13 protein-coding genes and 1 pseudogene are annotated in these 19,484 nt (G+C 67.0%); 5 read left to right on the top strand and 9 right to left on the bottom strand.

Going from position 1 to position 19,484, the window contains the following annotated elements; genetic code table 11:
- Positions 1–189: 189 nt before the first annotated feature.
- From IB230_RS16795 to queF, 4 genes are all read right to left on the bottom strand, one after another.
- The gene (locus IB230_RS16795) at positions 190–2,415 is read right to left on the bottom strand and encodes an NADP-dependent isocitrate dehydrogenase (RefSeq protein WP_192274019.1); all 2,226 of its coding nucleotides are present in this window, start codon (positions 2,413–2,415) and stop codon (positions 190–192) included.
- 255 nt (positions 2,416–2,670) lie between these two features.
- On the bottom strand, positions 2,671–3,153 hold the full coding sequence (locus IB230_RS16790; RefSeq protein WP_192274018.1) for a hypothetical protein: 483 nt from the start codon (positions 3,151–3,153) through the stop codon (positions 2,671–2,673).
- A 32-nt stretch (positions 3,154–3,185) separates the two neighbouring features.
- A complete protein-coding gene (locus IB230_RS16785) occupies positions 3,186–3,485 on the bottom strand; it encodes a LysM peptidoglycan-binding domain-containing protein (RefSeq protein ID WP_192274017.1) in 300 nt (99 codons plus the stop codon).
- A gap of 109 nt (positions 3,486–3,594) precedes the next feature.
- Positions 3,595–4,413 carry an NADPH-dependent 7-cyano-7-deazaguanine reductase QueF gene (queF, locus tag IB230_RS16780; RefSeq protein WP_192274016.1) on the bottom strand — a complete coding sequence of 273 codons (819 nt, stop codon included), beginning with the start codon at positions 4,411–4,413 and terminating at the stop codon, positions 3,595–3,597.
- Positions 4,414–4,482: 69 nt separating this feature from the next.
- Here queF and IB230_RS16775 point away from each other — a divergent pair, with 69 nt between their 5' ends.
- From IB230_RS16775 to IB230_RS16755, 4 genes and pseudogenes are all read left to right on the top strand, one after another.
- A complete protein-coding gene (locus IB230_RS16775) occupies positions 4,483–4,905 on the top strand; it encodes a protease inhibitor I42 family protein (RefSeq protein WP_192274015.1) in 423 nt (140 codons plus the stop codon).
- A 5-nt stretch (positions 4,906–4,910) separates the two neighbouring features.
- On the top strand, positions 4,911–5,582 hold the full coding sequence (locus IB230_RS16770; RefSeq protein ID WP_192274014.1) for a DUF6624 domain-containing protein: 672 nt from the start codon (positions 4,911–4,913) through the stop codon (positions 5,580–5,582).
- A 275-nt stretch (positions 5,583–5,857) separates the two neighbouring features.
- A pseudogene (locus IB230_RS19795) lies at positions 5,858–7,863 on the top strand (lytic murein transglycosylase).
- A gap of 198 nt (positions 7,864–8,061) precedes the next feature.
- The gene (locus tag IB230_RS16755; protein ID WP_343227353.1) at positions 8,062–9,306 is read left to right on the top strand and encodes a TCR/Tet family MFS transporter; all 1,245 of its coding nucleotides are present in this window, start codon (positions 8,062–8,064) and stop codon (positions 9,304–9,306) included.
- 54 nt (positions 9,307–9,360) lie between these two features.
- On the opposite strand, the gene IB230_RS16750 is transcribed toward IB230_RS16755, so the two are convergent.
- The 3 genes from IB230_RS16750 to IB230_RS16740 all read right to left on the bottom strand — a co-directional run bounded on the left by IB230_RS16750 (position 9,361) and on the right by IB230_RS16740 (position 12,116).
- Positions 9,361–9,819 carry a PepSY domain-containing protein gene (locus IB230_RS16750; RefSeq protein ID WP_192274010.1) on the bottom strand — a complete coding sequence of 153 codons (459 nt, stop codon included), beginning with the start codon at positions 9,817–9,819 and terminating at the stop codon, positions 9,361–9,363.
- A 129-nt stretch (positions 9,820–9,948) separates the two neighbouring features.
- The gene (locus IB230_RS16745; protein WP_192274009.1) at positions 9,949–11,127 is read right to left on the bottom strand and encodes a benzoate/H(+) symporter BenE family transporter; all 1,179 of its coding nucleotides are present in this window, start codon (positions 11,125–11,127) and stop codon (positions 9,949–9,951) included.
- Between the two features lie 104 nt (positions 11,128–11,231).
- Complete coding sequence (locus IB230_RS16740; RefSeq protein ID WP_192274008.1) at positions 11,232–12,116, bottom strand: methylglyoxal synthase; 885 nt, start codon at positions 12,114–12,116, stop codon at positions 11,232–11,234.
- A 143-nt stretch (positions 12,117–12,259) separates the two neighbouring features.
- Here IB230_RS16740 and IB230_RS16735 point away from each other — a divergent pair, with 143 nt between their 5' ends.
- Positions 12,260–13,312 carry an NAD(P)-dependent alcohol dehydrogenase gene (locus tag IB230_RS16735; RefSeq protein ID WP_192274007.1) on the top strand — a complete coding sequence of 351 codons (1,053 nt, stop codon included), beginning with the start codon at positions 12,260–12,262 and terminating at the stop codon, positions 13,310–13,312.
- A gap of 47 nt (positions 13,313–13,359) precedes the next feature.
- Here IB230_RS16735 and IB230_RS16730 read toward each other — a convergent pair whose 3' ends face one another.
- A complete protein-coding gene (locus IB230_RS16730; protein ID WP_192274006.1) occupies positions 13,360–14,808 on the bottom strand; it encodes an FAD-dependent oxidoreductase in 1,449 nt (482 codons plus the stop codon).
- Positions 14,805–19,277, bottom strand: coding sequence for a glutamate synthase large subunit (gltB, locus tag IB230_RS16725; RefSeq protein ID WP_192274005.1), 4,473 nt, complete (start codon positions 19,275–19,277; stop codon positions 14,805–14,807). Before gltB ends, IB230_RS16730 begins: the two co-directional genes overlap by 4 nt.
- Between the last annotated feature and the right edge of the window lie 207 nt (positions 19,278–19,484).

The following is a 19,484-nucleotide window of genomic DNA, read 5'->3' as shown; positions in this document are numbered from 1 at the left end:
GTGCGACCTACGGTATGCAAACCTCCGCGCACGATTCGTGCGGAGAACCACAGAACCGCGCGCTGCACGCCACGTATCTGCATGAACCTGACGCGCGGCACGCACGCAAAGAAAAACCCGCGCCGGAGCGCGGGTTTTTCCTGACAGGGAAAACCGTACAGCGATGCCGTTACGGCATCGCCGCCGCGATTACAGCGCAGCCAATGCGTCGTTGAACGTCTTGCTGGGCCGCATGGCAGCGGAGGTCTTGGCGATGTCGGGATGGTAGTAACCGCCGATATCCAGCGCCTTGCCCTGCGCGCCGTTCAACTCGCCGAGGATGGTCGACTCGTTGTCGACCAGTGCCTTCGCCAGCGGCGCGAACTTCGCCTTCAGTTCAGCGTTCTCGTCCTGCTCGGCCAGGGCCTGCGCCCAGTACTGCGCCAGGTAGAAGTGGCTGCCGCGGTTGTCGAGTTCACCGACCTTGCGCGCGGGCGAGCGGTTCTCATCGAGGATGCGGCCGTTGGCCATGTCCAGCGCGTTGGCCAGCACTTTGGCCGGCGTGTTGAGGTAACGCTGGCCCAGGTGTTCCAGCGACGCCGCCAGCGCGAGGAACTCGCCCAGCGAATCCCAGCGCAGGTAGTCCTCTTCCAGGAACTGCTGCACGTGCTTCGGCGCGGAACCGCCGGCGCCGGTCTCGAACAGGCCGCCACCGGCCATCAGCGGCACGATCGACAGCATCTTGGCGCTGGTGCCCAGCTCCATGATCGGGAACAGGTCGGTCAGGTAGTCGCGCAGCACGTTGCCGGTCACCGAAATGGTGTCCTCGCCCTTGCGGGTGCGCTCCAGCGACACCTTCATCGCCTCGACCGGCGGCAGGATGCGGATGTCCAGCGCGTCGATGGTGTAGTCCTTCAGGTACTGCTCGACCTTGGCGATCACCTGCGCGTCGTGCGCGCGCGCCTTGTCCAGCCAGAAGATGGCCGGTGTCTTGCTGAGGCGCGCGCGGCCGACGGCCAGCTTCACCCAGTCCTGGATCGGCGCGTCCTTGGTCTGGCACATGCGCCAGATGTCGCCGGCTTCCACCTTGCTTTCGAACACCACCTTGCCGGCATCGTCGCTGACGCGCACGGTGCCATCCGCCGGGATCTGGAAGGTCTTGTCGTGGCTGCCGTACTCCTCGGCCTTCTGCGCCATCAGGCCGACGTTGGGCACGCTGCCCATGGTGGCCGGATCGAACGCGCCGTTCGCACGGCAGTCGTCGATCACCGCCTGGTAGATGCCGGCGTAGCAGCGGTCCGGGATCACCGCCTTGGTATCCTGCAGCTTGCCCTCGGCGTTCCACATCTTGCCGGAGTCGCGGATCATCGCCGGCATCGAGGCGTCGACGATGACGTCGCTCGGCACGTGCAGATTGGTGATGCCCTTGTCCGAGTTCACCATCGCCACCGCGGCGCTGTCGGCATACACGGCCTGCAGGTCGGCCTTGATCGCCTCCTGCTGGTCGGCAGGCAGCGAACCCAGGCGGCCGTACAGATCGCCGATGCCGTTGTTGGCGTCGAAGCCGATCTGCTCCAGCACGGCGGCGTGCTTGGCCAGCGCGGCCTTGTAGAACTCGTTGACCACCACGCCGAACATGATCGGGTCGGAGACCTTCATCATCGTGGCCTTCAGGTGCAGCGAAAACAGCACGCCCTGGGCCTTGGCATCGGCGATCTCGGCAGCGACGAACGCGGCCAGCGCCTTGCGACTCATCGAAGCGGCATCGACGATCTCGCCAGCCTTCACCTTCACCTTGTCCTTGAGCACGGTGACCGTGCCGTCGTTGGCGACCAGTTCGATCTTCAGCGCGCCGTCGGCGGCCAGCGTGGCGGACTGCTCGCTGCCGAAGAAGTCGCCGGCGGCCATGTGGGCGACGTGCGACTTAGATTCCGTGCTCCACGCGCCCATGCGGTGCGGGTGCTTGCGGGCGAAGTTCTTGACCGACAGCGGCGCGCGGCGGTCGGAGTTGCCTTCGCGCAGCACCGGGTTCACCGCGCTGCCCTTGACCTTGTCGTAGCGGGCCTTGGCGTCCTTCTCCTTGTCGTCCTTCGGCTCATCCGGGTAGTCCGGCAGCGGATAGCCCTGCGCCTGCAGTTCCTTGATCGCGGCCTTCAGCTGCGGCACCGACGCGCTGATGTTCGGCAGCTTGATGATGTTGGCTTCCGGCTGCGTCGCCAGCTGGCCCAGCTCGGCCAGGTCGTCGCTGATCTTCTGCGCGTCGCTCAGGTATTCGGGGAACTGCGACAGCAGGCGGCCGGCGAGCGAGATGTCGCGGGTCTCCACGGCGATGCCGGCCGGCGCGGTGAACGCTTCGACGATCGGCAGCAGCGACTGGGTGGCGAGGAACGGGGCTTCATCGGTGAGGGTGTAGATGATGCGGGGCGTATCCGACATGGGGATCAGGACTCTCGACAAGGGGGCGATGGGGAATTCAGCGCGCCATTGTCGCGCGCCAGCGCACGCAGGGCAAAACGAGGGGGTATGGATCGCAGTGTGTCGCAGGGTCATGTCCCGGGACACGGCGGCGAGCGCGACATCGTTGCAACGGGAACGACCAGAGTCAGGAAACGCGCAAAAAAAGCGGGCGTGGATCACTCCACGCCCGAGCTTGCCCCACACACGTGGGAGAGAGCCTTGGTCTTGCGGGGATTACTTGACTTCGATTTCCTGCGTGATGCCGACCGGCTGGCCGTTCAAGGTCACGTCGACCTTGTACTTGCCGGCGGGCCAGTCGGTCGCCTTGGTGAATTCGACGTTGGTGGTGTCGACGCCGCCGGCGACGACGTTGGCCGTCTGCTGACCGGCCACCTGACCGTCCTGGAACGTCAGCTTGGCGTCGATCACGGCATTGGCCGGCGTCGCAGCGTCGGTCTTCACCGACACGATGATCTTGTCCTTCACGCCGAACATGCCGACAGCGGCCACGGACTTGTCGGCTGCAGCCGTGTTGCCCACGGTGACGCTGGTCGCGCTGACAGGTGCCGGCGCGGGAACAGGCTCGACAGGCGCGGGCGCGGGTTCGACAGCGGCCGGCGGCGCGACGACGGGTTCTTCCTTCTTCTTGCAGCCGACCAGCGCGACGGTGCCGACCAGCGCGGCGGCCAGGGCATAGGAGATGCGGTTGTGCTTCATGGGTTCGGTCCTTGTAATGAAGTGGGAGGCGATCAGGCTTCGGCAGGCTTCGGCGGCAGCTTGATGACCTGCCCCGGGAAAATGCGATCCGGATCGTCGATGACGTCGCGGTTGGCTTCGAAGATCTGCTTCCACGCATTGGCACTGCCGTAGTGCGTCTTGGCGATCTTCGAGAGCGTGTCGCCCTTCTCGATGGTGTAGCTTTGTTCGCCGACGATTTCAGCAGTACTGTCGACGCGTGCGGTCACGTCGGAGAAATCCGCTGCTTTCTCAGCAGTGGAGTCCACCTTGGCGGTGACGTCCGAGAAATCCGCTTTCTTTTCTGTGCTCATTGCAACCACCCTTCCTGGCGGGCCGTTGGGATGCGCAAAGCGTTGCACGCGCTCTGTTAAGAATCCATAGCGCGCACGTGAAACGGGCTCTATTGTTACGTGAGTAACCTTACTGTCGTACGTCGCGCTTCATGAGCGGGACATTCATGTCGGCGGTGGCGCGCCAGGGATTGATATCCAGGCCGCCACGCCGCGTGTACCGCGCTTCGACCGACAGCGAGGCTGGACGGCAATGCGCCAGCAGATCGTGAAAAATCCGTTCGACGCACTGCTCGTGGAACTCGGCGTGGTCGCGGAAGCTCACCAGGTAACGCAGCAGCTCGACGCGGTCGATACGCGGACCGGCGTAGAGGATGACGACGGTCGCCCAGTCCGGTTGGCCGGTGACCGGGCAGTTCGATTTCAGCAGCTCGGACGACAGTACTTCCTCGACCTGCTCTTCCGGATCGGCGGCCAGGAACTCGGCGCGCGGCGGACCGTAATGGTCGATCTCGACGTCCAGGCCGTCGATCGATTCGCCCTCCGGCGCATCCGCCATCGGCGGCAGGCCGAACACCACCTGCACGTCCGCGCCCGCGCGCGCCGACAGGTCGGTGGCGATGCGTTCGAGCACGGCGGCATCGCTGTTGAAGCGGGTGCTGTTGAGCGAGTTGAGGTAGAGCTTGAGCGACTTCGATTCGATCAGGCACGGCGAGGTGCACGGCACCGTCAGCGTGGCCGTCGCCACGCGCGGCTTGCCGCGCGCGTCGAGCCAGCTCAGTTCATAGCCATGCCAGCGGTCGTGGCCGACGAAGGGCAGGGCATCGGCGGCGATGCCGATCTCGTCGCGCGCGCCCTGGCGCGGGATCGGGAACAGCAGGGTCGGGTCGTAGTGCGCGGGATACGCGACCTCGCGACCCAGCGAGGAGTCCTGGGGGGTGTTGTTCATGCCGCCATTTTACGGACGCGCCCTAAAGCCGGGGTGTATAACGGCGGCGTCTCCAGGGAGGACGCGACCATGCGATCACTGCTGCTGCCCGGCCTGTGCGTCCTGCTGTCCGCCTGTGCGAGTAGCCCCGCGACCGGTAGTGGTCCGCCTCCGGCCGCCCCGCCGGACGACGGCCTGGTCCGCCCCGAGGGCAAGGGACCGGTCTCGATGCGGGTGGGCCAGGTGCTGGAGATCGCGTTGATGGCAAACGCGAGCACGGGCTACCAATGGGAGTTCACTTCGGACGGCGCCCCGGTACTGTCGCGCACCACCGGCCCCGCCACGCCGCCGCCGATGGATACCCAGCCGCCGATGCCGGGCGCGCCCTCGATGGCACGTTGGTGGTTCCGTGCGGACAAGGCGGGGGAGACAAAGGTGCGGATGGTGTACCGGCGCTCGTGGGAGACGGTGCCGCCGGTGGAGGTGGTGGAGTACGTTGTCCTGGTGAAGTAAGGAGCATGATCGCGATGGGTGCAAGAAAAGGACTTCTCTCGGCAGGCTGGCTTCTGCTCACGGTGCCGGTGTCTGCGTCCGCCGGCTCCGGCGCCCCGGTCGACTGTGCGCCAGCGGCACTGCGGCACGAACTGCTGCAGCGCCGCGATGGAGACCAAGCAGCGCGCAACGCATTGACCGCGTCACCAGAATCGAAGGTGGCACTGGACAAGGTACTGGACATCGACGCGGACAACGCCAAATTCATGCGGGGTGTCGTCGGCTCGTGTGGCTGGCCGAAGCGTTCGGCCATCGGCGAGGAGGCGGCGAAGGCGGCGTGGCTGCTGACCCAGCATGCCGACATGGATCCGCAGTACCAGGCATCGGCCGCCCAGCAGATGAAGCAGGCTGTCCTGGCAGACGAAGCCGACGGCAGGCAACTGGCATCGTTGGTCGACAGGAATCGTCGCCTCACCGACCAGGCCCAGGTGTACGGCATGCAGTACTTCAGGAATGGCCAGGGTGTCGTCGAGTTCTACGACATCGTGACGCCCACGAAGCTGGACGAGCGCAGACAGGAGATTGGGCTGGAAAGCTTCTACTGCTGGGCGCAGCGGGTTTCGTCATCCACTGGGACGGCCGCTCTGGTCTGGCCGGAGGACGTGCTGTTCCAGCCTTCATCGTGTCCGGCTGACTGAGGCGGTTCTGGTTTGACCTTGCGAGCCGCATCTCGCGCTGTCTTCCCGAAGGATTCCGCGCGATGCCCGCCTGCGACTTGGCTTCGATGGCGTCGCGAGGCAAAGTGAGCCCTCCCCCGAAGGCCAGGGAGGCCGTCATGATCTCGCGCGCATCCATTCTCTGGCTTACGTTGATGGCTGCAACTCCTGTCGTGGCACAGACCCTGCCCGCGGTGCCATCGCCCGTCGCGCCGCCAGCTACTGCTCCCGCTGCCGACCCGGTTTTCATCGCCTGCATGGCCAGCCTGCGCAGCGTCGCCGAGAAGCAGGGCATCACCGCGACCACGTTCGATACCTACACGAAGGACCTGGTCGCCGACATGAGCGTGCTGGACCTGCTGGATGCGCAGCCGGAATTCACCACGCCGCTTTGGGACTACCTGGCGGCGCTGGTCGACGACCAGCGCGTCAGCGATGGGCAGGCGATGCTGACCACGCATGCCGAGCTGCTGGGTCGGGTGTCGCAGGCCTATGCCGTGGATCCCGCCACCGTCGTCGCGGTCTGGGGCGTGGAGAGCGATTACGGCCGCGTGTTCGGCAAGCGGCCGCTGCTGGTGTCGCTGTCCACGCTGTCGTGTTTCGGCCGGCGGCAGGCGTTCTTCCGCGGCGAGTTCCTGACCACGCTGAAGCTGTTGCAGGCGGGCGACGTGCGGGTGGATGGCTTGAACGGCTCCTGGGCCGGCGCGTTCGGGCATACCCAGTTCATGCCCAGCACCTACCAGCGCATCGCGGTCGACTTCGATGGCGATGGGCGACGCAACCTGATCGACAGCATTCCCGATGCGCTCGCATCGACCGCCAACTACCTGGTGAAGTCCGGCTGGAGTACCGGCGAACCGTGGGGCTACGAGGTGAAGCTGCCCGCCGGCTTCGACATCGCCCAGGTCGGGCGCACCAGCCGCAAACCGCTGACCCAATGGGTGGCACAAGGCATCGCCCGCGTCGACGGCCAACCGTTGCCGGCCGACGACCGCAACGCCGCGGTGCTGGTGCCGACCGGCGTCAATGGCCCGGCCTTTGTGGTGTTCAAGAACTACGACGCGATCTATTCCTACAACGCCGCCGAGAGCTACGCCCTGGCCATCGCGCTGCTGGCGGACCGCCTGCGTGGCGGCACGGGGCTGGTCACGGCCTGGCCGACCGACGATCCCGGGATCGGGCGTCCGCAGCGACGCGAACTGCAAACCCTGCTGCTCGCCCGTGGCCATGCCATCGGCACCGCCGACGGCATGATCGGTACGCAGACACGGCGGGCCATCGTGGTTGAACAGCAGCGCCTGGGCCTGCTGCCGGCGGACGGCCGCGCAGGCACCAAGATCCTCGCGGCGCTCAAGGCGGAAGGGCCGCCGGTCGCGCCACCTGCGGCGGTCAAACCATGAACGCGCTCCCCGAAGGCGTCGTCCGCGAAACCTGGCAGGACATCGACGTGCTGCGCGTGGAGACGCCGTTCTCCGTCGCGCGCATCAGCCTGCACGGCGGCCAGCTGCTGTCGTTCGTGCCGGCCGGCTTCGACGACCTGCTGTGGGTGTCGCCGACGACGTCGCGGCCACCGAAGGCGATCCGCGGCGGCGTGCCGGTCTGCTGGCCGTACTTCGGCAAGCAGGGGCAGCTGGACGATGCCATCCAGCACGGCCATGCACGCATCTCGCGGTGGCCGCTGACCGAGGTGAAGCGCGAAGCGGATGGCACTGCCGTGCTGAAGCTGGCGCTTCCGCTGCGCGATGGCGTGCCACTGGAACTGCACATGTCGATCCATGTGGGTCGCGAACTGCGACAAAGCATCGACACGCTGCATCGTGGCGATGCGGCCTACCGGCTGACACAGGCCCTGCACACCTACTTCCGTGTCGCCGACGCGGCGCAGGTACGGGTCACCGGCCTGGATGGGCTGCGCTACGACGACAAGTACGACGGTGGCACGCATGTGCAGTCCGGCGAGTGGTCGCTGCACGATCCGCGCGATCCCGGCCGCAGCGACCGTATCTATGCCGGCACCGGGCACCGCTTCGATCTGCTCGATCCCGCCGGTGGTCGCCGTATCCGCCTGGACACCTTCGGCAGCCGTTCGCTGGTGGTGTGGAATCCGGGTGAGGCCGGTGCGGCCGCCATCGCCGACATGCCCGACGACGGCTGGCGGGCGTTCGTCTGCCTGGAGGCGGCGAACGCCAGCGACGATGCCATCGAGCTGGAACCGGGCCAGCGTCACCGGCTGAGCCAGGTGATCTCGGTGAGCACACTGTAGGAGCGACGTCAGTCGCGACCGCAGGCTCGCCCCGTACGTGGTGCCGGATGTGTCGAAGTGCATCCTGGCGGTGACCATCGAACAGCACGGACCGCCCTGGTCCGCGGTGGCGACTGACGTCGCTCCTACAGGGGTTGGCAGGGCGCCGGACGCGTCGGCGATGCCCTACACTTGCGCACCTTTTCGCCGGTTCCTTCCGTGAACGCCGAAGCTCCCGCACACGCCGGCCGTCGCGCCGCCCTGGTCTTCATCTTCATCACGGTGCTGATCGACATCCTGTCGTTCGGCGTGATCATTCCGGTGCTGCCGGATCTGGTGAAGCAGTTCACGGGCGGTGACGCGGCGCGCGCAGCGATCTGGGTCGGGGTCTTCGGTACCGTCTTCTACGCCATCCAGTTCATCAGCTCACCCGTGCAGGGTGCGCTGTCCGACCGTTTCGGACGCAGGCCGGTGATCCTCTTTTCCTGCCTGGGACTTGGCGCCGATTTCGTCCTGATGGCGGTCGCCGGCACGTTGCCGTTGCTCCTGCTGGCGCGGGTTTTCTCGGGCGTCTTCTCGGCAAGCTTCACCACGGCGAATGCGTACATCGCGGACGTCACCCCGCCCGAGCGGCGCGCGCAGGCGTTCGGCATGATCGGCGCGGCATTCGGCGTGGGATTCGTGATCGGTCCCCTGATCGGTGGCGCACTCGGCGACATCGACCTGCGTCTCCCGTTCTGGTTCGCTGCCGCGTTGGCGACACTGAACTTCCTTTATGGCTGGTTCGTGCTGCCTGAATCGCTCGCGCCGGAGAAGCGGACCCCACGCATCGACTGGAAGCACGCCAATCCCTTCGGTTCGCTGGTATTGCTGAGGCGCTACCCGCAGGTGTATGGCCTCGTCGCAGTCGTCTTCATCGCCAACCTCGCGCACTTCGTGTACCCGAGCGTGTTCGTGCTGTTCGCCGGCTACCGCTTCCAGTGGGGACCGAAGGAGGTCGGCTGGGTGCTCGCAGCGGTCGGCGTCCTGAGCGTGATCGTGAACGCCCTGCTGATCGGCCGCGTGGTGAAACGACTCGGCGAACGCAGGACGTTGCTGTTCGGGCTGGCGTGCGGCGCGCTCGGTTTCGTCGTCTACGGTTGGGCGCCGGTCGGCACGGCATTCCTGCTCGGATTGCCGATCAGCGCGTTGTGGGCACTGGCGACACCTGCAACACAGTCGCTGATCACGCGCGAGGTGGATGAGCGTGAACAAGGGCGCATGCAGGGTGCGCTGATGAGCCTCGCGAGTCTGGCGGGCATCATCGGCCCACTGCTGTTCGCCGGTACCTTCGCGCTGTTCATCGGCAAGGAAGCGCCTGCCCATGTCCCTGGCGCGCCCTGGTACCTGGCGGCGCTTCTGCTGGCCTGCGGGTTCCTGGTGGGCTGGCGCTTCGCACGGCCTCCGGCGCGTCAGGCGTCCTGAACGAGGAAGGCCGTCCGAGGACGGCCTTCCGGGTGCGCCACTTGGCGTGACCGATCAGTCGTTCTCGACGTGGATGATCTCACCGGTGTTGGCGGCCAGGTGGATCTCCACATCGTTGCCGTCGGCACGCTCGGCCTCGGCCTTCCACACGCCGTCATCGAAATCCACGTCGTGGATCTTGGAGTAGCCGGCGGCGGCCAGCTTGGCCTTGACGTCGTTCTCGCTCAGGTTCGACACCAGCTTCTCGGCGACGATATCGCCGGTGGCCGGGTTGATGCGTACGTCGACGCGCTCACCGTTGGCGCTGGTCGCATCGGTCTCCCACTGGCCATCCTCGAAGTCGAGATCATCGACCTTGGTGTAGCCCTTCTCGGTCAGCAGTGCGCGCACCTGCGGTTCCTTCAGCGCGTCCTTGCCCGTCGTCGGCGAGGGCGCCTGCGCGAACGCGGCGCCGGACAGGGCGGCGAGCGTGGCCAGGGTCAACAGGCGATGGCGGAGGCGGATGGTCTGCATGGGGGAAATCTCCTGCGAGGGTGGAGCGCCGATCCTGACGACGCCCGCATCACCTGCAAGTGAATCCCGCGCGCTGGAACTGAACGCTCCACATCGCGTTCACCTGCATGAGCCATAGAGGAATGCCGCTCAGCGGCGACGCAGTACCAGCAGAGTGACGACGCCGGCCACCAGCCCCCAGAACGCCGACCCGATGCCGCCCAGCGACAGCCCCGATGCAGTGACGAGGAAGGTCACCAGCGCCGGTTCGCGATCCGCTTCCTCGCGCAGCGCGGCGGCCAGGCTGTTGCCGATGGTGCCGAGCAGGGCGATGCCGGCGATGGCGAGGATCAGTTCCTTCGGGAACGCCGCGAACAATGCGGCCACCGTCGCACCGAACAGGCCGACGAGCAGATAGAACACGCCGGCCGCGATGGCCGCGACGTAACGGCGCGACGCGTCCTCGTGCGCTTCGCGCCCCATGCAGATCGCCGCAGTGATCGCCGCCAAGTTCAGTGCGAACGCACCGAACGGCGCCAGCAACAGGTTGGTCACGCCGGTCCAGCCGACGACAGGCGAGATCGGAATCGCATAGCCGGACGCGCGGATCACCGCCACGCCGGGCACGTTCTGCGACGCCATCGTGACGATGAACAGCGGCAGCGCGATGCCGACGATGGCGGCGAACGAGAACGTCGGCGTCGTGAAGATCGGTTTCGCCAGCTGCAGCGACAGCCCCTCCACGTGCAACAGACCAAGGCCTGCCGCGAACGCGATGCCCACCAGCAACGTCAGAATCACCGCGTAACGTGGCAACAGGCGGCGTGCGAGCAGGTACACCGCGAACATCGTCAGCACCATGCCGAGCTGGGTTTTCATGGCCGCGAACGCATCGATGCCGAACCGCAACAGCACCCCCGCGAGCATCCCGGACGCCAGCGACACGGGGATGCGGCTGATCATCCGCTCGAAGAAGCCCGAGAAACCGCAGATCGCGATCAGCAGCGCCGACAGCAGGAACGCACCGATGGCGTCCGACAGCGGCAACCCGGCCGCGCTGCTGATCAGCATGGCCGCGCCCGGCGTCGACCACGCGGTCACCACCGGCATGCGGTAGCGCAGCGACAGGCCGATACAGGTCAGGCCCATGCCCAGGCCGAGCGCCCACATCCACGAACTGATCTCTTCCGGCGTTGCGCCCAGCGACTGCGCCGCCTGGAACACGATCACCGCCGAGCTGGCGAAACCGACCAGCACGGTGACGAAGCCCGCGGCGATGGCGGAGAGGGAGAGGTCTTTGAGCAGGTGGCGGGGTGCGTTGGAGTTCATGAGCTCATCTGTCCTGTGGGAGCGACGTAAGTCGCGAACGCTTCTTCACCCGTTCCTTGTCACCGATGCCACTTCGCTTTCGATGGTTACCGCGCTTTCGCGACTTACGTCGCTCCCACAACGGCGAGGCGCTTGTTTACCGCCTCGCACCATCGCTTCGCCACTGCCAGTGACGTCGTGCAGACGGCTTCGTCGGTGACGGTAGTCACCGCGCGCTCCAGCAGCTGGATGTCGGCTTCGTGCTGGCGTGCGACATGCGGGTCCTCGAAGAAGATCACGCGCTGGCAACGATGCTCCAGCACGCGATCTGCGATCTGCGCGTCGCCGCCCAGCGGACCACTCTGGAAACGCTCGACCCATGGCGTGTCCTGCGGCCAGCCGCGGCTCCAGGCCAGTTCATTGAGGCGCTGGCCGGTGGTGCCGGTCGCCATGCGGTGAGCGAAGCGCGACAGCACGTCGAAATGGGTGTCGGCGAAGGCGAGCATCTGCGGCTTCACCGCATCGTGCGCGATCAGCGCCAGCGTCTGCGATTCCAGGGCGTGGAAGCGGTCCGCGCCGCGGTCCGGCGCGAAACCGGCGTGGATGCGTTCCATCTCCACCCAGTCGCGTGCCGACGCCACCGTCGACAGGAACGGCTTGCCGTGGATCACGCACTGGCGTTTCAGTGCGGTCGCTTCCGGGAAGATCGACGACGGATCGACCGGATCGATGAAGTAGATCGCGCCATCGAGGCTGCGCTCCGCCCCTTCCAGCCCGACGACCTCCGCCACCAGCTTCATCAGCCCGCCATCGCGGCCGTAGGGATAGCGCCTGAGGCCGTCGTAGCCGCGCAGCATGCCGGCGGCGGCAATCGCATCGTGCGTGCGGCCCACTGCATGCAAGGCGAGCTGCAGTTCGCGAATGCCGGGTTCGCAGGCGCGCAGCCAGCGGAACAGCGCGGCGTCTTCGGTGTGGTGATGCAGGCGGTTGGCGGCCAGGCCCAGGCGCATGACGGAGCGTAAGTCGTGGGTGGAACGACAGTCTAAGCGAGGGTCGAGGTCGATTGGGACAGTGAAACCCATGAGCGACGGGTTGTGCCGTCATCGACGGCGTCTAGAATTTCCGCCTCGTTCCATCCCCCGGAGAATCCCCCATGAGCCAGGCCTACGGCTATGCCGCGCTGTCGTCCGACCAACCGCTGACCGCGTTCGCATTCGAGCGTCGCGAACCCGGTCCGGACGACGTCCGCATCGAGATCCTCTACTGCGGCGTCTGCCATTCCGACTTGCACACCGCGCGCAACGAATGGCAGAACACCCTGTATCCGTCCGTGCCCGGCCACGAGATCGTCGGTCGCGTCACCGCCGTCGGCGGCAACGTCAAGGACTTCAAGGTCGGTGACCTAGCCGGCGTCGGCTGCATCGTCGACAGCTGCCGCAGCTGCGCTTCCTGTAAGGAAGGCGAGGAGCAGTACTGCGAGAACGGCTTCACCGGCACCTACAACGGACCGCTGTTCGGCGGCGAGAATACCTACGGCGGCTACTCCGACCAGATCGTCGTTGATGCCAAGTACGTGCTGCAGATCCGCCATGACGAGGCCCAGCTTGCCGCGGTGGCGCCGCTGCTGTGCGCCGGCATCACCACCTACTCGCCGCTGGCGCACTGGAAGGTCGGGCCGGGCAGCAAGGTCGGTGTCGTCGGCCTGGGTGGCCTGGGCCACATGGCGGTGAAGATCGCCAAGGCGATGGGCGCGCACGTGGTGCTGTTCACCACCTCGCCGAACAAGCGCGACGACGCCTTGCGCCTGGGTGCCGACGAGGTGGTGGTATCGAAGGACGAGGCGCAGATGGCCGCGCAGGGCAGCACGCTCGACTTCATCGTCAATACGGTGGCCGCGCCGCACAACCTGGATCCGTTCCTCAACGCCCTGAAGCGCGACGGCACGATGGCTCTGGTCGGCGCGCCGGACCAGCCGCATCCGTCGCCGGGCGTGTTCAACCTGATCCTCAAGCGGCGTTCGATCGCCGGCTCGCTGATCGGCGGTATCCGCGAGACGCAGGAGATGCTCGATTTCTGCGCCAGGCACGGCATCGTGTCCGACATCGAGACGATCCGCATGGACGCGATCAACGACGCCTACGAGCGCATGCTGAAGGGCGACGTGAAGTATCGCTTCGTCATCGACATGGCGACGCTGAAGGCCTGAGCGACAAGGCCACAGAAAAGAGCCGGGCATCGCCCGGCTCTTTTCGTTTACGGCGTCAGCAGGAGCTGCGCGATGCTTCCCGCCGCGTCGCGGCCTTCGGCCACGGCGGTGACCACCAGATCCGCACCGCGTACCGCATCGCCACCGGCGAACAGCTTCGGGTGTGTCGTCTGGAACGGCAGGCGGTCGCCACCCCCGGCCACGATGCGGCCGTTCGGCGTGCCTTCGACGCCGACATCGGCCAGCCACTCCGGCAGGGTGGGCGAGAAGCCGAACGCGATGATCACCACGTCCGCTTCCAGCACCGACTCGCTGCCCTCGATCGCCACGGCGTTCTGGCGGCCGCGTTCGTCGGGTTCGCCCAGCTTCGTTTCCACCACCTGCACGCCGGCGACGGTGCCGTCGTCACCCGCCACGATGGCGAGCGGCTGGCGGTTGAACAGGAAGCGCACGCCCTCCTCGCGCGCATTCGCGACTTCGCGTGCGGAGCCGGGCATGTTGGCTTCATCGCGGCGGTAGGCGCAGGTGACCTTGGCGGCGCCCAGGCGGATCGCGCTGCGCACGCAGTCCATGCCGGTGTCGCCACCGCCCAGCACGACCACGCGCTTGCCCTGCAGGTCAGGCAGTTGCAGCTTGTCTTCCCAGCCGGCGATGGGACGGCCCCACGGATCGTTGCCACCGACGATGCGGCCGTTCTGCACCAGGAAGGGCAGGGCCGGCAGTACGCCGTCCAGGTCCTGGCCGGGCAGGCCGCCATCGGTATAGCGATAGGCGCCGGTGCCGAGGAAGACGGCGTCGTATTCCTCCAGCAGCTGCGCCAGGGTGATGTCGCGGCCGACCTCCACGCCGAGGCGGAACTCGATGCCCATGCCTTCCAGCACCTCGCGGCGCGTGGCGATGACGCTCTTGTCGAGCTTGAAGCTGGGGATGCCGAACTGCAGCAGGCCGCCGATCTGTTCGTAGCGGTCGTAGACCACCGCCTGGATGCCGGCACGCGCCAGGCGATCCGCGCAGCCGATGCCGGCTGGTCCCGCGCCGATCACCGCGACGCGCTTGCCGGTCGGCTGCACGTCGCTGAGGTCGGGGCGCCAGCCGTTGGCCAGTGCGGTGTCGACGATGTACTTCTCCACCGCGCCGATGGTGACCGCGCCGAATTCCTCCAGCGTGCAGCTGCCTTCGCACAGGCGGTCCTGCGGGCACACGCGGCCGCAGACTTCCGGCAGCGGGTTGGTGGAATGGCAGAGCGTCGCGGCTTCCTCGATGCGGTTCTCCTGCACCAGCTGCAGCCACTGCGGGATGGCGTTGTGTACCGGGCACTTCCAGCTGCAGTAGGGATTGCCGCAGTCGAGGCAACGACCGGCCTGGTACTGCGCATCGTCCTTGCCGAACTTGCCGTACAGCTCGCCCCAGTCGCCACCCGTGCGCAGCTCCAGCGGGATGCGCTGCGGCATCGTCCGCGGCAGGTCGAGGAACTGGAATACCTGCTTCTTGCTCATGCGGCCCTCCGCAGGGTCTCGTTCAACGAGTCGATGCTCGCGGCCTTCGGCTTCACCAGCCAGAACTTGCCCACGTAGTCGCGGAACTCGTCGAGGATCTGCTGCGCCCAGATACTGCCGGTCAGTTCGCGGTGGCGGCTGATCAGCGTGTGCAGGTGCTGGCGGTGGCTCTCGAAGCCTTCCGGGCTGATGCGATGGATGTCGATCAGCTCGTGGTTGTAGCGGTCGACGAAATCGCGGTCCAGGTCGAGCACATAGGCCAGTCCGCCGGTGAAGCCGGCGCCGAAGTTCAGGCCCACCTTGCCCAGCACCAGCACGATGCCGTCGGTCATGTACTCGCAGCAGTGGTCGCCGGCGCCTTCGATGACGGCCAGCGCGCCGGAGTTGCGCACGCCGAAGCGCTCGCCCGCGCGGCCGGCGGCGAACAGTTCGCCCCCCGTCGCGCCGTACAGGCAGGTGTTGCCGATGATCGGCGTGTTGCGGGCCTCGAAGCGCGCGCCGCGTGGCGGACGCACCACCAGCCGGCCGCCGGCCATGCCCTTGCCGACGTAGTCGTTGGCTTCGCCCTCCAGCTCCATCTGCAGGCCGCCGGCGTTGAACGCGCCGAAGCTCTGCCCGGCGGTGCCGCGGAAGCGCAGGTTCAACGGCGCGTCGGCCATGCCCAGGTTGCCGTGCTGGCGCGCGATGGCGCCGGACAGGCGGGTACCGATGCTGCGGTCGGTGTTGTGGATCAGGAAGCGATGGTCGCCACCGCTCTTCTTGCGGATCGGTTCGGCCAGCAGGCCGTCGAGCTGGGTGGCCAGGCTGTCCGGCGATTCGTACAAGCGCTGCGCCGCGCAGGTGCTGCTGTCGAACTGCGCGCCCTTCAGCAGGCGCGACAGGTCGACCTTCACGCCTTCGCGCGGCGAGGCGTCGATCTGCTGCAGCAGGTCGGTGCGGCCGACGATCTCGTCCAGCGAACGCGCCCCCAGGTAGGACAGCCATTGCCGCACTTCCTCGGACAGCAGGCGGAAGAAATTCTCCACGCGCTCCGGCAGGCCGGTGAAGTACTGCGTGCGCAGGCGATCGTCCTGAGTGGCGACGCCGGTGGCGCAGTTGTTGAGGTGGCAGATGCGCAGGTACTTGCAGCCCAGCACGATCATCGGGCCGGTGCCGAAGCCGAAGCTGTCGGCGCCGAGCAGCGCCGCCTTGACCACGTCGAGGCCGGTCTTCAGGCCGCCATCGGTCTGCAGCACGGTGCGGTCGCGCAGCTGGTTGACCACCAGCGCATGGTGCGCCTCGGCCACGCCGAGTTCCCACGGCACGCCGGCGTAACGGATCGAGCTGACCGGACTGGCGCCGGTGCCGCCGTCATGGCCGGAAATGGTGATCAGGTCCGCACCGGCCTTCACCACGCCGGCGGCAATCGTGCCCACGCCCGCATGGCTGACCAGCTTCACCGAGACCAAGGCCTTCGGATTGACCTGCTTCAGGTCGTAGATCAGCTGCGCGAGGTCTTCGATCGAATAGATGTCGTGGTGCGGCGGTGGCGAGATCAGGCCGATGCCGGGCTTGGCGTAGCGCAGTCGCGCGATCAGGTCGTTGACCTTGTGGCCGGGCAGCTGGCCGCCTTCGCCGGGCTTGGCGCCCTGCGCGACCTTGATCTGCAGCACTTCGGCGTTGACCAGGTATTCCGGGGTCACGCCGAAGCGGCCCGAGGCGACCTGCTTGATCTTGCTGCGCTTCTCGGTGCCATAGCGCGCAGGGTCTTCGCCGCCTTCGCCGGAGTTGCTGCGGCCGCCGAGGCGGTTCATCGCGATGGCGAGCGCTTCATGCGCCTCGGGCGACAGCGCGCCGAGCGAGATCGCCGCGGTGTCGAAACGGCGCAGCAGGTCGGATGCGTCGGCCACGTCGTCCAGCGGCGTCGGTGTGTCGGCCTTCTTCAACTGCAACAGGTCGCGCAGCGCGGACGGCGGCCGCGAGTTCACCGCGTCCGCGTAGGCCTGCCAGTCGCGGGCGTCGCCGGTGCGCGTCGCGCGCTGCAGCGTCATCACCACGTCCGGGTTGTACATGTGGTACTCGCCGCCATGCACGTACTTCAGCAAGCCGCCGACTTCCGGGGCCTCGCGGTCGTTCCAGGCGCGCGCATCCAGCTGGCGCGCTTCCAGGTCGAGCCGTTCGAAGCCGACGCCGCCGATGCGCGACGGGGTTTCGGCGAAGCACAGGTCCACCACGTCCGGGTCGAGGCCGACGATCTCGAACAGCTGCGCGCCGCGGTAGCTGCTGATGGTGCAGATGCCCATCTTCGAGATGATCTTGGACAGCCCCTTGTAGACACCCTTGCGGTAACTGCGGCCGATCTGCGCCTGTTCGCCGCCCTTCTTGATCTGCAGGATGCCGCGGCGGCCCAGGTCGAACAGCGTCTGGTAGGCGAGGTACGGATACACCGCCGTCGCGCCGACGCCGATCAGGCACGCCATGTGGTGCGGGTCGCGCGCGGTGCCGGTCTCGACGATCAGGTTGGCGTCGCAGCGCAGGCCCACGCGGCACAGGTGGTGGTGCACCGCGCCGGTGGCGAGCAGCGCGTGGGCCATCGGCCGGCCCGGCTGCGGGTAGCGGTCCGACAGCAGCAGCATGACGTCGCCGTCGCGCGCGGCCTGCTCGGCTTCGCGGCAGATCCGTTCCAGGCCCGCCTTGAGGCCTTCCTCGGGCGCGTACGACAGGTCAATCAGGCGGTTCTTCTCGACGTACTGCGGCATCTTCAGCAGCTGCCGCAGCTTGCGCTGGCTCAGCACCGGCGAGTTGAGGATGACGTGGTTCACCGTCTCCGCGCCGGCGTGGAAGATGTTGGTCTCCCGGCCCAGCTGCGTGGTCAGCGACATCACGCAGTCTTCGCGCAGCGGGTCGATCGGCGGGTTGGTGACCTGCGCGAACGCCTGGCGGAAATAATCGTACAGCGGCCGCGTCTGCCGGCTGAGGACCGCCATCGGCGTGTCGTCGCCCATCGAGCCGGTGGCTTCCTGTTCGGTTTCCGCGAGCGGGCGCAGCACCTGCTCGACTTCCTCGTTCGTCAGCTGGAACAGCTTGTGGTAACCGCGCAGCGTCTTCTCGTCGAACGGCTCCTCGACCAGCGACGGGTCGATCAGCTCGGTCTGCAGGTAGGTGACGCCCTGCTGCAGCCACTGCTTGTACGGCGCGCGTCCGCGGTTGATGCGGTCCACCGCCTCGCTGTCGAGCAGGTCGCCGCGACGCAGGTCGATCGCCATCATTTCGCCCGGACCGAGCTTGCCCTTGCGGGTCACGCGCTCGGCCGGCACTTCCCACACGCCGGCTTCGCTGGCGACGATGAAGTGGCGGTCGCTGGTCAGCATCCAGCGGGCGGGGCGCAGGCCGTTGCGGTCCAGCGTGCACGCGGCGTAGCGTGCGTCCATCGAGACGATGCCGGCCGGACCGTCCCACGGTTCGGTGTTGAGCCCGTAGAACTCGTAGAAGGCAGCGAGGTCGGCGTCCTTGAACTCCAGCGACTGCGTCGCGGGCGGTACCAGGATGCGCAGCGCCTGGATCAGCTCCATGCCGCCGGCGACCAGCAGCTCCAGCATGTTGTCCAGGCTCTGCGAGTCGGAGCCATGCATCGAGATGACCGGGTCGAACTCGGCGATGTCGAAGCGCGGCGTCTTCCACACCTTGCTGCGCGCCTGCGCCCAGCGGCGATTGCCTTCTATGGTGTTGATCTCGCCGTTGTGCGCGAGCAAACGGAACGGATGCGCCAGCGGCCAGCGCGGCAGCGTGTTGGTCGAGAAGCGCTGGTGGAAGACCACCGCGCTGCTGGCCAGGTCGGCGCGTTGCAGATCGGGGAAGAACACCGCCAGCTTGTCCGGCAGCACCATGCCCTTGTAGCCGATCGCGTGCGGCGACAGCGTGACCACATAGAAATCGGGCACCGACACGCGCAGCTGCTGTTCGCTGCGGCGGCGCGCGAGGAACAGGGCCAGCCCGAAGGCTTCATCCTTCTGGTTTTCGCCCGCCTCGACGAACACCTGCTCGATGCGCGGCAGTGTGTCCTTCGCCAGCTGGCCGCAGACGCTGTCATTGGTCGGCGGCACGCGCCAGCCCTTCAGCGTGGCGCCGGCGCGGAACAGTTCGGCTTCCAGCGTGGCGCGGCACTGCGCGGCCTGGGCTTCGTCGTGCGGCAGGAACACCAGGCCGGCGGCGAAGCGCGCACCGACCGCGATATTGGCTTCCGCGGCGAGTGCGCGGAGGAAGACGTCCGGTTTGCGGATCAGCAGGCCGCAGCCATCGCCGGTGAGACCGTCGGCGGCAACACCGCCACGGTGGGTCATGCGCGAGAGCGCGGCGATGGCGGTATCGACCAGCGCGCGCGAGGGCTGGTCGTCGAGTTGCGCGATCATGCCGAAACCGCAGGCGTCGCGTTCGTCGTTCGGGTCGTACAGACCGTTGTCAAAGCCGCCTTGGCGATTGCGAGGGGCCATGTGTTGCCTCAAACCGGAGTGACGGCGACACCGTGCCCTGCCCACGCAGCGGCACTTCGAAATGTCACCGGAAACCCGACTAAATCACAGTTGTTGCGATGCCGCAACAACACCTATTCCACGCCAGTGGTTGGTTGCAACGGCAACTTTTTCGGCGGTGTCGGCATGCGATCACCGCGCATGAAAAAGCCGCCTGTGCAGGCACAG

Origin of the sequence: Pseudoxanthomonas sp. PXM01, assembly GCF_014851815.1 — a bacterium.
In the GTDB taxonomy this organism is placed as follows: domain Bacteria; phylum Pseudomonadota; class Gammaproteobacteria; order Xanthomonadales; family Xanthomonadaceae; genus Pseudoxanthomonas_A.
Note: the sequence above shows the minus strand (reverse complement) of the source record. Positions and strands in the feature narration are given on the sequence as shown.